Below are 14104 nucleotides of genomic sequence, written 5' to 3'. Positions count from 1 at the left end.
CCAAAAAGGCGCATCATGCGTCTTTCCGACTGTCATAATATCGATGATTTCCGGAAACTGGCCAAGGCGCGCTTGCCTTGGCCGGTTTTCGATTACATCGACGGCGCGGCAGATGACGAGCTGACCAAGGCGCGTAACACCGCTGCATTTGATGACGTTGATCTGGTGCCTGATGTGCTGGCGGGTGTGGCGGAAATCGACACCAGTTGCACAATCATGGGCCGCACAAGCGCCCTGCCCCTGATGCTGAGCCCCACAGCCGTGCAACGCGCATTCCACCATCAGGGTGAGAGCGCGGTGGCAAAGGCAGCAGAAAAGTTCGGCCTGTGGTTCGGCATTTCCAGCCTGGCGACCCGCAGCATCGAAGAGATCGCGGCGCTCACCAACGGCCCGAAACTGTTCCAGCTCTATGTTCACAAGGACAAGGGGCTGAACCAGTCGATGATCGAGCGCTGCCAGAGTGCCGGTTTCCATGCCATGGCGCTGACTGTCGACACCATTGTGTCCGGCAAGCGCGAACGGTGTTTGCGCAGTGGCTTCACCACCCCACCCCGCTTCACACCATCAGCCGTCTGGAGCTACGCCACGCGCCCGCGCTGGACGCTCGACTATCTTCTCCGCGAGAAATTCCGACTGCCTAACCTCGACACGCATGTGTCCGAGGGTACCGGTAAAGCAGTGAGCATTGCTGAATATTTCAACACCATGCTCGACACCTCGATGGATTGGGACACCGCCGCGCGCATCAGGCAGGATTGGGGCGGCACATTCTGCCTTAAAGGCGTGATGAGCGCCAATGACGCACGCCGTGCGGTCGAAATTGGCGCCGATGCGATCATGATTTCCAACCACGGCGGGCGGCAACTGGACGGCAGCCGTGCACCCTTCGATCAACTGCGGGAAATTGTCGACACGGTCGCGGGAGAGATTGAGATCATCTGCGATGGCGGCGTACGGCGCGGTACTCATGCGCTTAAATCGGTGTGCGCCGGGGCAACCGCCGCATCGGGTGGGCGGTTGTATCTCTATGCTTTGGCTGCGGCAGGTCAGCCAGGTGTGGAGCGCGCGATTGGTATCCTGAAAGACGAGATCGAGCGCGGGATGCGTTTGATGGGCGTAACTTCAGTCGACCAGATGACACCGGAACGGCTGCGCTGGCGGTAGCCGCCTAGCTGCGAGCCTTCTTGGAGGCATCCTCGACCCGCGCCCGATCAGCCAACAGAATAGTGCTGGTTGCCTTTGCCAGAACAGTGCCGTCGGGCGATTTCAGATGCCCTTCATAAAAGCTCGTGCGCTTGCCATGCCGCTCAACCCAGCCTTCAGCAATCACCAGCCCCGGCCGTGCGGGAGCGAAAAAGCTCACCTTAAGCTCAAGCGACATCGGTGTGATGTCAGGCCCGTTTCTAGCGATCGCCGCATGCGCCATGGCGGCATCGATCCAGCCTGAGATAAACCCGCCCTGCACCACGCCTCCCGAATGACACATCTCCTCTCTCGCATGATACTCGAGAGTGGCGCGCCCTTCGGGATTCATTTCGACGATGCGGGCTAACCCCATCATCTTGTACAGCGGATCTTGCAAATCGAATGCCTGTGTCATCTGCGCTGCTTAGCCGATTGATCACCACATACAAGAAAAGGGCGAGCAAATGCCCCCCTTTCCTTGCAAGAGATCTCGAAGGATCAGTTGGTTGTGTAGTGCTCATCCGGTGCGTGGGTAGGATAGTTCACGTCAGCTTTCTCGATGAAGCCCGGGATATCCTTGTTCCAACGCTCGGCCACAGCCTCGTTGAAATTCAGGTAAAGCTTGCCGTCAACGATCTTGTAAACATTGGGATCGCCTGATGCCAGCGCGTCATTGGCGCCGATCGCCCATGCACAGTAACCGCCATATTGGGGCGCATACTTGGCTGGATCTTCCTGGAAAGTCGCCGCGTTTTCTGCTGACGCGAATTGATAGTCATAGCCTTCGTACTTCACAGTGAATTCGGCCGATCCAACAACTGGCGCGTCACCTGTGAAATAGCTCACCGCGTCATAGCCTGACAGTGCCAGCGTTTCTCCGGCGACTTCGGTGTAGACCGGACCGCTGTTTTCGCCGCCAAGGTCAGCAATCACATTTGCCGCCTGAACGGCCTCTACCGCGCTATCGGTGCTCGATGCGTCAGTTGCATCGTTTTGCGCAGAGCAGGCCGCGAGTGCGGTGGACAGTGCAAGTGCAACAATAATCTTCTTCATGGGTTGTATCCTATCATCATTGTTCTGACGGGAAGTTCGCGGCCTGGATCAGAAAGGTGACACTGGCGGCCGCGAGAAATGAAATTCGCCAGAAAATGTCACTTTCGGTTGCGTCCGTTGAAATTTTCCGCAATGCGTCAGGTCATGACACGCAACGGCCTGCTTCTACTACGACTTACACGCCCTTGGGCGTGACGTCTCGCGTGCCTTTAGAGCGCGCGGATGCGCTCAAGGGAACAATCAAGCAGTAAACCCCAAATCCGTTCGAGTTTTTCCAACCATGACCATGCTTTCTGATCCAAGCCGCAAATACCGGCCATTCCCGCAGGTGGCGCTGCAAGACCGGCAATGGCCTTCACGAACCATCACCGCCCCGCCCCGCTGGCTTTCGACCGATCTGCGCGACGGCAATCAGTCGATCATTGACCCGATGGATGCGGTAAAGAAAAACCGCTTTTTCGATGAACTGGTCCGAATCGGGATCAAGGAAATCGAAGTCGGTTTCCCGAGCGCCGGTGCGACCGAGTTCGACTTCATTCAAGGATTGGTTCGCTCCGGCCGTATTCCTGACGATGTCAAAGTACAGGTGCTGACCCAGAGCCGTGAAGACCTGATACGAACAAGTTTCGAAAGCCTTGAAAGCGCGAAGCAGGCCATCGTGCATCTCTACAACGCAGTTTCACCGGCGTGGCGAGACATTGTCTTCCGTATGTCGAAAGACGAAGTGCGCGAAATCGCTCTAGCGGGCGCAAAAGTGATGCGAGACGAAGCGAGCAAACGACCAGATACAGACTGGCACTTCCAATACTCACCGGAAACATTCTCGACCGCCGAGCTAGATTTCAGCATCGAGGTTTGCGAAGCGGTTATGCAAGTTCTGGCCCCAACACCAGAGCATCCGATCATTCTCAATCTGCCTGCCACTGTCGAAGCGGCGACGCCCAATATCTACGCGGACCAGATCGAGTATTTCTGCCGCAATCTGCCCAATCGTGATGCAGCGGTGATCAGCCTGCACACACACAACGATCGCGGTACTGGTGTTGCCGCGGCCGAGCTTGGCCTAATGGCAGGTGCAGATCGTGTTGAAGGTTGCCTGTTCGGAAATGGAGAGCGAACCGGCAACTGTTGCCTCGTGACGGTTGCACTCAACATGTATACACAAGGGATCAATCCCGGCCTCGATTTTTCAGATATCGACCGAACCATCGAAACGGTTGAGTATTGTAACGAGCTGCCCGTGCACCAACGCCACCCCTATGGCGGTGAGCTGGTGTTCACCGCCTTCTCCGGCTCACATCAGGACGCGATCAAGAAAGGCTTTGAAGCCAATGATCAGCAAAATGACGAGCATTGGCGCGTGCCCTATTTGCCCATTGATCCTGCGGACTTGGGCCGTGACTATGAAGCTGTCATCCGCGTCAATTCGCAGTCAGGCAAAGGCGGCTTTGCCTGGGTTTTGGAGCAAGACCAAGGCCTGAAGCTGCCCAAGAAGATGCAGGCAGACTTCTCCAAACATGTCCAGCACATGGCGGACGAGCTTGGCCGTGAGCTGAACGCAGCCGACATCTGGGAAGCGTTCAAATCCGCCTATTACGTCCAAACAGACAGCAAGCACTTCCAACTGGTTTATTACGATGAGAGCCGCGCGCCCGACGGAACGCGCGTATTTGCTGGAAAGATCGCGGTTAAGGGCCAGGAGCAAAGCGTTTCCGGCCGGGGCAATGGCCTGATCTCGTCTGTGGTCACGACCCTGGAAGAAAGCTTCGGGCTAGATTTGAAGGTGCTCGATTATTCCGAGCACGCCATGGGTTCAGGCCGCGATGCGCGCGCGGCGGCTTATTTGATGTGCCAATCGGGCGACCGGATCATCTGGGGCTGCGGAATCGATGAAGACGTTGCCACGGCCAGCGTACGCGCCGTGCTCAGCGCGGCGAATGGTATTGTTGGCTAGCGTCCGCAATTGGGTCGGAAAGCGACATATATTCCTTTAAGCCGCCAGAACAGACTGACCAGTAATGCCGTTCAAATACTTGCATTGAGATAATCCAACAGGCGTTCCATTACCTTCATCCCTTCTAGATGTGTGTACAAATCTCAATCACGCCCAAATTTTGATGTGTTCTTGCAAAATGAGTGTGGTTCACTCTCTCATGCTTGAGATATAGTCTCTTGCTGTCGCAATTTTCTCAAAGAAAACTTCATTCGATCGATCAGCTTACTCACATTTTCCTACACTGACTTGCACATATCGAACCTTGCCGATGACCGAAGCCCACCCTTTTCGCTATCAAAATGTGGTTCGACACAGCGAGTTTTCCGGTCCACCTTTTCTGGCAAAGGACAGTGTTCCAAGTGTTCCACCGTGTTGGAATTGGCGAACTGTGCACGAGGGGGATAAGCCGCGATGACTGAAGCTATAATCGAGCCTGATCTGCCGATCATAGATCCGCACCATCACCTGTGGGATCTTCGGCCCATTATACCCTTGTTCCCGGCGCCCCGGCATCGATTCATCGAAACGCTGGTGCCGGCCGCGTACTACACGTTCGACCAGTTCAACGAAGAGGTTGCAGGCAGCGGTCATAACGTCGTCGGCACGGTCTTTATGGAATGCGGTGCCTTCTACAACGCTGTCTATGGCGATGCGAAAAAGGTAGTTGGCGAAGTCGAATTTGTAAACGGTGTCGCAGCGCAATCGGCGAGCGGTCTTTACGGCACCAGGCGGCTTTGCGCCGGGATCGTTGGCCATGCGGACTTGATGCTGGGCGCGGCAGTGGGCGAAGTGCTCGATGCGCTTGCGGCGGCTTCGCCCCGTTTCAAGGGCATCCGCCATGCAGGCGCATGGGATGCGGACCCCGACGTGCTTGGCCCTCCATTTGCCCACCCGCCTGAGCGTTATCTCGATGCGGGCTTTCGCGAAGGGTTCTCTGAACTCGGCAAACGGGGAATGAGCTTCGATGCGTGGATCCTTGAACCACAACTTCCCGACGTGATTGACCTTGCGCGGGCGTTTCCCGACACGCCGATTTGCCTGGATCACTGCGGCACGCCGCTGGGCAGCGCGAGCTATGAGGGCAAACTTGCAGAACGGTTCGACATCTGGCGCGCCAACATTCTTGAACTGGGCAAATGCGAGAATGTGATGATCAAGCTTGGCGGGCTGGCCATGCACAATTGTGCGATGCCGGAACAAGGACAGGCGGCGGGCATAGGGTCGGAAGAGCTCGCGAGGCTATGGCAGCCCTATATCGAAACCTGCATCGAAGCCTTTGGCACCAAGCGTGGAATGTTCGAAAGCAACTATCCGGTGGATCGCTGGGGCGCGACCTATCCTGTGCTCTGGAACGCATTCAAACGCATCACATCAGGTGCAAGTGCGGAGGAAAAGGCAGACCTTTATGCGGGCAACGCAGCGCGATTCTATAGAGTCGAGCATTTGCTGCCATCCGCATGACGTTACGGCATCGGTGTGTTGCGTGCGCTAGTAAAATCACCCCCTTCACAGAGCTGGAACCCGCGCTAAATAGCCTCGTAAATCAGAATATCCCTTTGGAGTATCCGTATGGCCCTTCCCGCACCGTTTGACCGTCTTCGCCTGCCACTGATCGGCTCTCCTTTGTTCATCGTTTCCGGCCCTGAACTCGTCATTGCGCAGTGCAAGGCTGGTATTATCGGAAGCTTCCCCGCATTGAACGCTCGCCCACAGACATTGCTTGACGAGTGGCTCCATCAAATCACCGAAGAATTGGCAAAGCACAATCGCGAGAACCCCGATCGCCCGGCGGCGCCGTTTGCGGTCAACCAGATCGTCCACAAATCCAATGATCGCGTGATGGCTGACATGGCGACTTGCGAAAAGTGGCAAGTTCCCATGGTCATAACATCACTGGGTGCGCGCGAGGAGATTTTCCAGGCTGTGCGCAACTGGGGCGGGATCACGATGCACGATGTCATCAACAACCGTTTTGCCAACAAAGCGATCGAGAAAGGTGCGGACGGGTTGATCCCCGTAGCTGCGGGTGCTGGCGGCCATGCAGGGGCGCTTTCACCATTCGCCTTGATGCAGGAAATTCGCGAATGGTTCGACGGCCTTGTCGCCCTTTCTGGCTCAATCGCCAACGGATACTCGATCCTTGCAGCACAGGCGATGCGTGCAGACTTCGCCTATGCGGGCAGCGCATTCATCGCCACCAAAGAAGCTAATGCTGACCAAGGTTACAAGGAAGGCATCGTCGGCGGCGACGCTAGCGGGATCGTGTACACCAATCTCTTCACCGGCGTTCACGGCAATTACCTTCGCAGCTCAATCGAAAAGGCCGGGTTGGATCCCGACAATCTTCCCGAAAGCGATCCTTCCAAAATGAATTTTGGCAGCGGTGGCAACACCAAAGCCAAGGCCTGGAAAGACATTTGGGGCTCGGGCCAGGGCGTTGGCGCAGTTAAGTCTGTCGGGTCGGTGGAAGACATGGTTGCCCGTTTTGAGCGTGAGTACCATGCTGCGAAGGAAGGGCTTGCAGGTAAGACTGGCTACAAAGCCTGGAACAACTAAGTCGCTGCCCAAAGCAGTTCGGCCATCGCATCGAGTTCGGTAAAATCAAACCCGGTTCCCAGCGGATCCTCGCGGTTGAGGACAATGCCGCGGCGATCGGCAAGTAACCTCTTGCGCAAAGCGCTCTGTAGGAGCGACAACCGGTAGAGCGAATCCACCATGGCTTTCGCCGGGTCGCTCAATCGTTGCCTCGACCATGTCTCCTCAACGCATCCGACCCGTTCAATAACCATCTCGTTGTAATCGCGATGCGGCCCACGATGCAGCGGCATTGACTTCTGAACGGCCGCTTCTTCGTTAGCTGGCAGTAAAAGACCGTTGGCTCTGAAATCCTGAAAGCCCACGCGCCGCAAGCCAATCTGGGAGAACATCCTTCCGAAGCAATGTTTTGTGAGCAATTGACAAGGCAAGAGATGATGGCGTTGAAGTCCGGGATCATATCCAGGCTAATCGAGATGCCACGGTTCTGGCTAATGAATCGATAGATGTCTTCAGAGCTTGGACGATACCCATCTCTGAACAAAAAATAGATACCGTGCACATCACTTCGCGCTTGGTGATCCAAACCCTTTGACACAATTACAGCCAGCTCTCCACTCCTGCATCCGGCCCTGATCCCCTTTTGGCCAAAATTATTCAGCACCTCGAGTCTTGGAAAATGATTATACAATTTAAGTGGTAAACGCTGCCACCGCCTTCATCAATAAATACCGAGCTTTATCGCCTCTACTAAAGTAATGCCCAAATCCTTTGCAGCATTGAGATCAGTATCCGGTAATACTTTTAAAGCTTCGATTTCTTGACGAGTCTGAGAGTGGGTTCTCACAATCCAAGGGTCGCTAACTCTTCGCAAGCGCCAGCCAGTGGCGATCCGATCCACTTGACGCTGCGCGCCCTCCCCATCCGAACCCGCTGCGATGATCGTTGCATATGCGCGACCTTCGATATGGCCCAGAACAGGGTAATAACACCGATCAAACATTTCCTTCATTTCGCCGCTCATCGTCGCAAGGTTCTCAGGGCACACAAAAACGTATGCAGATGCCGACAAGATATCTTCGGGGAATACGGCGGATGCCCGGGCCAAGCGGCCCAGTTCAGCTGCACCGGCCGCGACATTGCGAGCCAGGGCCTCGCTGGCACCAGTCCGGCTATGCCAGATGACAAGGAGATGAGGAGCAACCATGGTGCAGATTGTCAGACGTTCAGATGCGGAAAGTCAATTGCCAGCACTGTTCGTAGTCCACTTCCTCGGGTAATCTCCCCCGATGGCATCGCGATCCCTCAACCATGTTCTTGGCGTTCAACGTTCCCTTTCCGGCAAAGCCTGGCTTTGGCGCGGCGGAAACATGGAAATCGATCCTGCTAGTTCGGGCATAGGCGATAACATTACGACCCAGCTGCTCAAAGCCCGCGGCGTTTCGGACAGTGACATTCCACGCAATCTCAATCCCACGATGCGCGAATTCTTGCCTGATCCCAGCATCTTCAAAGATATGGACAGCGCAGCCGAGCGGATCGTCCAGGCGATCCTGAGCAATGAAAAGATTACTGTTTATGGCGATTACGATGTGGACGGCGCAACTAGCGCGGCCTTGCTTATCAACCTGCTGAACGATCTTGGCGCAGAAGCAGAATATTACATTCCGGACCGTCTGCTTGAAGGATACGGCCCCAGCGGTGAAGCTCTGATCAAACTGGGAGAAGCAGGTTCCAGCCTGATCGTCACCGTCGATTGCGGTGCGATGGCGTTCGATGCCTTGAAACAGGCGCACGATGCCGGCGTCGATGTGATCGTAGTCGATCACCACAAATGCGCAGCAGAACTACCTTTGGCTGCTGCGCTGGTTAATCCCAACCGTCTCGATGAAGATGATGAGGCCGCTGCACATGGTCATATGGCGGCGGTAGGTGTTGCCTTCCTGCTCGCCATTGCGCTTATCCGGACTTTGCGAGAGCAGGCGTTCTTTGAAGATCGTGCAGAACCCAATCTGATGGCACTCCTCGACCTTGTCGCCCTGGGCACGGTTGCCGATGTTGCCGCCCTTTACGGAATCAATCGTGCGTTTGTAGCACAAGGCCTGAAAGTAATGGGCAAGCGCGAGCGGGTCGGGATGTCTGCCCTGATCGACGCAAGCCGGTTGAAGCGCGCACCGCAATGCAGCGATCTGGGGTTCGCGCTGGGCCCGAGAATCAATGCCGGCGGCCGGGTGGGCGAGTCGACCCTCGGTGTAAGGCTCCTCACTACCAACAACCGATACGAAGCAGCAGAAATTGCAGAGCAATTATCCCGGCTCAATGAAGATCGCCGTGCGATCGAAGCAGAGGTTCAGGCCGCAGCAGAAGATCAGATCGCATCCCAACACAATCGTTCGGTCTTGCTACTATCGGGATCAGGCTGGCACCCTGGCGTGATCGGGATCGTTGCAGGGCGAGTTAAGGAGAAAACAGGCAAACCAAGCCTGGTCATTGCGATCGATGATGACGGGACCGGCAAGGGTTCGGGCCGGTCAATCTCTGGTGTTGACCTGGGTGCGGCAATTATCGCGGCGAAGGAAGCAGAACTTCTGGTGGCCGGAGGCGGTCATGCAATGGCGGCAGGACTCACGATAGAAACTGCGAAGATCAATGCCTTGGCAGACTATCTTGATGAAAGGCTGTCGCGCGATGTCGAGAAAGCGCGTTTGAACCAGGCCATGCAACTTGACCTCGCACTCGCTCCGGGCGGTCTGGTCCCGGATCTCGTCACTACGCTAGATCAGGCTGGGCCCTATGGCGTGGGCTGGCCTGCACCACGTGTCGCTGTCGGGCCCGTAAGAATCGTAAAAGCCGATATTGTGGGGACGGATCATTTGCGGATCATTGCCGCTGGCGAAGACGGTCGATCGTTCAAGGGAATCGCGTTTCGCGCTGCGGATACAGAGATGGCGCAAACCTTGATCCATCGCTCACACGGACGGCGTTTTCACTTGGCTGGACGGGTTAAGATCGACGATTGGGGCCCGCGCCCTCAAGCCGAATTGCATCTGGAAGACGCCGCTTTCGCAGATTGATTGAAAACTGGGCTTGACCGGAATCGCGCGCCCATCTAGAGGCGCGCTCTCGCAAACGAGCGTGGCCCGTTCGTCTAGCGGTTAGGACGCGGCCCTTTCACGGCTGAAACACGGGTTCGATTCCCGTACGGGTCACCACCTTTTCTTCCGCTCTCGTTAAATCGACGCAGTTCTCACCAAACTGCGCGTAGTTGCGCTTTCCTTGTCCGCTTGATCTGATATGGGCAAGGTAATGGATAGCGGATCAGAACAACCGATCGGTGCGATACTGATTGCGGCCCTTGCCTGTATTGCGCTGGCTATGTTTGGCGTGGGCTTGGCTACAGTTGCTGGTGTATTCATCCTTTGGATTGGCTCGATATTCCTCGCGAACGCCCGGCCGCCGCAGATCGAGAGTCAGCCAGACACGGATATCATTTCCAGCAAGTCTATGGCCAAGCTGATCAAGCATTCGGCAACGCCGCTGTTGGTAATCGAAGGCAGCAAGGTGACCCTGGCAAGCCGATCCGCTCAGCGGCTGCTTGGCAAGCATATCATCGGGCAAGATGTTCGGATGGCCTTTCGGCAGCCGCAAGCGATCAAATTGCTCAACAAACAAAAGAGCGGCCTGGCGATTATCAAGGGTCTCGCCAGGCGCCGCGATATTTGGCGCCTGAAGTTACAGAAGATCGATACATCGATGTCTGTGATTGAACTGACTAGCCTGACGGCAGAGGCCGACATCAGCCGTGCGCATACCGATTTTGTCGCCAACGCGAGCCATGAGCTGCGTACGCCGCTCGCTTCCATCATCGGATATGTCGAAACACTCCGCGAGGATGGGACTGATCTAGACAACAAGACTTCGAAGAAATTCCTCGAGACTATCCATCGTGAAGCGCAACGCCTTGAGTCGCTTGTCTCTGATTTGATGTCCTTGTCCCGCATCGAGGCCGAGAAACATGATGAGCCCAGCGGTATCATCGAATTCGGAAAATTGATTACGCAAGCCGCACGCGATGCCGCCGGCGCAGAGCGTTTGGATCGAGTCAATTTTGATATCGATGACACCTTGCGGATCAAGGGAGACGCGCAGCAGATTGAACAGCTGGTACGAAACCTTACCGATAACGCGCTGAAGTATGGCGACCCGGAACAACCAGTGAGCCTGCAGCTAACGGAAGGCAAAGATGGCCAGGCACGCTTCACTGTCTGTGATCGAGGCGCCGGGATCGATCCTCAGCATCTGCCTCACCTTACCAGACGCTTCTATCGCACTGATCCAGGGCGCAGCCGCGCCGCTGGCGGCACTGGATTGGGATTGGCCATCGTGAAGCATATTGTGGAGCGACACCGCGGACGCCTCGACATCGAGAGCCAGTTGGGCAAAGGCACCAGTGTGATCGTCAGGGTTCCGGCGGTCACAGGTGAAGTGGACTGACTGTCATGAATTTGTCTTATTTCTTTCACAATGTGGAGAAGCACTGAGCGGCATGGACGCCAGATTCGCGCTTACGCAATAATGACACAGTCTCGCATTAGCCTTGCAACACTAGACGATCGCGCACCGGCAAGCGTTGGTGCATTAGGGCAAAACGTTCAATCATGACGCAGATATCCTTGCTCTTGATAGCTCTTGGCCTCGCATTGGCTGGCTGGCTCGCTGCGCGAGCCCGTGCGTGGAGCTTTCAGGCAGCCGCAGGCGCACCACGTCTCGCTGCGCGTCCAAACTATCACGCATGGTATGTGGCGCTTTGGATCATCGGGCCCGTTCTGGCCTTCATTCTGCTTTGGTCCTTTATTGAACCCCAATTGGTGATGCAGGCCGTACTGGCCTCTCCGGCGGCATCCGAATTGCCGGAATTCGGCTTTGAACGCGATTCCATCCTGGCTGAGGCGCGCGCTGTTGCAGCCGGGCAATCCAGTTCCGTGTTCAACCCAGCAGCTCAGGCCATGGTCGGCCCCTTCGGTGAAGCGATCGAGAAAAATCAGTTGATCGCCATCGCAATCACAGTTGCAATCGCTTTGGTGGCAGGTTCGCTCGCATTTCTGCGCGTCAAGCCGGATTTCACGGCGCGTACCCGCGTAGAAAAGGCTGTCATGGCTATCCTGCTGGTGGCATCGCTCGTCGCCATCCTGACAACCTTCGGGATCTTTGCCAGCCTGGTTTTCGAGACGATCCGTTTCTTCGGCATGGTCTCACCGATTGATTTTCTGTTCGGCACGTTCTGGGCACCGGATCCGATGAGCAATCCGACAAATCCGGACGGTTCGCGTTTCGGCGCAATTCCGCTGTTTTGGGGTACCATCTACATTGGCGCGATCATCGCGATGATTGTAGCGATTCCGCTCGGCCTGATGAGCGCGATCTACCTCACGCAATATGCAGACCCGCGGCTGCGCGCCTGGCTTAAACCTGCTCTGGAAATCCTGGCTGGTGTTCCAACCGTGGTCTACGGATATTTCGCTGCGCTGACGGTTGCACCGGCAATCCGCGATGCGGCTGTATCGATCGGTATCAGTAATGCGTCCAGCGAAAGCGCCTTGGCCGCAGGTCTGGTTATGGGCGTCATGATCATTCCGTTCGTATCTTCCATGGCAGACGATTCGATTGCGGCTGTCCCCAGTGCAATGCGCGACGGCAGTCTGGCGTTGGGCGCTACCAAGTCTGAAACGATCAAACGCGTGCTCGTTCCAGCAGCCCTACCTGGCATTGTGGGCGGCGTCATGCTCGCAATCAGCCGCGCAATCGGTGAGACGATGATTGTCGTGATGGCCGCAGGTGCGGCAGCCAACCTCAGCGCAAATCCGTTAGAGGCGATGACCACTGTTACGTTCCAGATCGTCGCCATGCTGACAGGCGAAGGCAGTTTCGATCACCCGGCAACGCTCAGCGCTTTTGCGCTCGGCCTTGTGCTTTTCCTAGTCACCTTGGCGCTCAACTTCGTTGCCTTGCGCGTCGTAAAACGGTTCCGTGAAGCTTATGAGTGAGGCAATCATCTCGGAGGGTATTCGTCCCACCCGGACTGACGAATTCCGTCAGCGCTTGGAAAAGCGCTACAAGGCTGAACGCCGCTTCAATCTCGCCGGTCTGAGCGCGATTCTGATATCAGTTGCCGTGCTCATCTTCCTGCTTGGCAACATGACATTTAATGGAATGGGTGGCTTCCAGCGCGCTGAAATCGATGTATCGATCGATCTCAGCCAATCCGGAATTGCCGGCGATTCCAGTACTCTTAGCGGCGACGACGCGCTTCAAGTTCTACAGCGTCAGGGCTTGCCCGATGTGGTGCAATTTTACGCGGAGCAATCTCTCGGCGAAGAGGCTGCGCAAGGTATCAGCAGCGAAGCATGGCGCGACGTGGCTAATGATATCATTGCAGACACCAGCATTCTTCGTGAGGAGGTAACTTTCAGCCTCGCGGCAACCGATGGTCTCGCCTCGGGTCTTAAGGATGAAGGCAGTGCAGAAATGCAGGCTTTGGCCGACCGGCTCGAGGCTGACGGAGTGTTGGCTAGCAATTTCGATCCGGGTTTCCTTGCACGTTCGGACGCAACGAGCCCGCAAAAAGTGGGTATCTGGGGCGCGCTTAAAGGCTCTATCCTGACAATGATTGTGACTTTGCTGCTCGCATTTCCGATCGGCGTTCTTGCTGCGCTTTACCTCGAGGAATACGCCCCCAAGAACCGCTGGACTGATGTGATTGAAGTCTCGATCAACAATCTGGCTGCGGTACCGTCGATCATATTTGGCCTGCTTGGCTTGGCCGTGTTTCTCTGGATGTTCCCTAATCTACGTTCAGCGCCGCTGATTGGCGGTATGACCCTGGCGTTGATGACAATGCCAGTGATCGTAATTTCCGGGCGTAACGCGATAAAGGCGGTCCCGCCTTCGATCCGCGACGGCGCGCTCGCAATTGGTGCGTCTCCGGTTCAAGTGGTGTTCCATCACGTGCTCCCGCTGGCGTTGCCCGGCATCCTAACCGGCACCATCATCGGGATGGCGCGCGCACTTGGCGAAACCGCACCGTTGTTGATGATCGGTATGCGCGCCTTTGTGGCAACCGCGCCCGATGGGTTCACTTCGCCGGCCACTGTGCTGCCGGTGCAAATCTTCCTTTGGTCAGATGAAATTGACCGAGGCTTTGTCGAGCGGACCAGTGCCGCTATCATCATCCTGTTGCTGTTCCTTCTGCTGATGAACGGCCTTGCAATCTACCTTCGTAACAAATTTGAGAAGACCTGGTGACTGTAATCCATCCAAACCTAGAGCAGCTCGACG

The 14104-nt window shown here is 56.1% G+C and carries 11 protein-coding genes, 1 tRNA gene and 1 pseudogene; 9 read left to right on the top strand and 4 right to left on the bottom strand.

What is annotated here, in order from left to right; translation table 11 throughout:
• Nucleotides 1-15 precede the first annotated feature (15 nt).
• Nucleotides 16-1164: an alpha-hydroxy acid oxidase gene (locus QZ487_RS10345; protein WP_296024907.1), complete on the top strand. Its 1149-nt coding sequence runs from the start codon at nucleotides 16-18 to the stop codon at nucleotides 1162-1164.
• Between the two features lie 4 nt (nucleotides 1165-1168).
• Here QZ487_RS10345 and QZ487_RS10340 read toward each other — a convergent pair whose 3' ends face one another.
• Together QZ487_RS10340 and QZ487_RS10335 are read right to left on the bottom strand one after the other, a co-directional pair.
• Complete coding sequence (locus QZ487_RS10340; protein ID WP_285975299.1) at nucleotides 1169-1600, bottom strand: PaaI family thioesterase; 432 nt, start codon at nucleotides 1598-1600, stop codon at nucleotides 1169-1171.
• Nucleotides 1601-1683: 83 nt separating this feature from the next.
• Nucleotides 1684-2238, bottom strand: coding sequence for a YHS domain-containing (seleno)protein (locus tag QZ487_RS10335; protein WP_296024903.1), 555 nt, complete (start codon nucleotides 2236-2238; stop codon nucleotides 1684-1686).
• 280 nt (nucleotides 2239-2518) lie between these two features.
• Here QZ487_RS10335 and leuA point away from each other — a divergent pair, with 280 nt between their 5' ends.
• From leuA to QZ487_RS10320, 3 genes are all read left to right on the top strand, one after another.
• A complete protein-coding gene (gene leuA / locus QZ487_RS10330) occupies nucleotides 2519-4192 on the top strand; it encodes a 2-isopropylmalate synthase (RefSeq protein ID WP_285975301.1) in 1674 nt (557 codons plus the stop codon).
• Nucleotides 4193-4645: 453 nt separating this feature from the next.
• Entirely contained in the window at nucleotides 4646-5695 is a 1050-nt protein-coding gene (locus QZ487_RS10325) for an amidohydrolase (RefSeq protein WP_296024900.1), read from the top strand.
• 108 nt (nucleotides 5696-5803) lie between these two features.
• Nucleotides 5804-6790, top strand: a complete 987-nt coding sequence (locus QZ487_RS10320; protein ID WP_296024897.1) for a nitronate monooxygenase family protein — start codon at nucleotides 5804-5806, stop codon at nucleotides 6788-6790.
• Here QZ487_RS10320 and QZ487_RS10315 read toward each other — a convergent pair.
• Nucleotides 6787-7218: pseudogene (locus QZ487_RS10315) on the bottom strand (AHH domain-containing protein); the annotation flags it as partial. The gene QZ487_RS10320 and the pseudogene QZ487_RS10315 sit on opposite strands and share 4 nt — an antisense overlap.
• A gap of 272 nt (nucleotides 7219-7490) precedes the next feature.
• Nucleotides 7491-7877 (bottom strand): flavodoxin family protein, encoded by a 387-nt coding sequence (locus QZ487_RS10310; RefSeq protein ID WP_367114455.1) that lies wholly within the window; start codon nucleotides 7875-7877, stop codon nucleotides 7491-7493.
• Between the two features lie 181 nt (nucleotides 7878-8058).
• Here QZ487_RS10310 and recJ point away from each other — a divergent pair, with 181 nt between their 5' ends.
• The 5 genes from recJ (at nucleotide 8059) to pstA (ending at nucleotide 14071) form a co-directional block, all read left to right on the top strand.
• Nucleotides 8059-9843: a single-stranded-DNA-specific exonuclease RecJ gene (gene recJ / locus QZ487_RS10305; RefSeq protein WP_296024894.1), complete on the top strand. Its 1785-nt coding sequence runs from the start codon at nucleotides 8059-8061 to the stop codon at nucleotides 9841-9843.
• Between the two features lie 63 nt (nucleotides 9844-9906).
• Nucleotides 9907-9981 (top strand) — tRNA-Glu (locus tag QZ487_RS10300).
• Nucleotides 9982-10075: 94 nt separating this feature from the next.
• Entirely contained in the window at nucleotides 10076-11263 is a 1188-nt protein-coding gene (locus QZ487_RS10295; RefSeq protein WP_285975306.1) for an ATP-binding protein, read from the top strand.
• A 164-nt stretch (nucleotides 11264-11427) separates the two neighbouring features.
• On the top strand, nucleotides 11428-12813 hold the full coding sequence (gene pstC, locus QZ487_RS10290) for a phosphate ABC transporter permease subunit PstC (RefSeq protein WP_285975307.1): 1386 nt from the start codon (nucleotides 11428-11430) through the stop codon (nucleotides 12811-12813).
• Nucleotides 12806-14071 carry a phosphate ABC transporter permease PstA gene (gene pstA / locus QZ487_RS10285; RefSeq protein WP_285975308.1) on the top strand — a complete coding sequence of 422 codons (1266 nt, stop codon included), beginning with the start codon at nucleotides 12806-12808 and terminating at the stop codon, nucleotides 14069-14071. Before pstC ends, pstA begins: the two co-directional genes overlap by 8 nt.
• The last annotated feature ends 33 nt before the right edge of the window (nucleotides 14072-14104 follow it).

The organism is uncultured Altererythrobacter sp. (assembly GCF_913057185.1).
Classification (GTDB): Bacteria; Pseudomonadota; Alphaproteobacteria; order Sphingomonadales; family Sphingomonadaceae; genus Erythrobacter; species Erythrobacter rubellus.
This window is presented reverse-complemented; position numbering and strand designations above follow the sequence as displayed.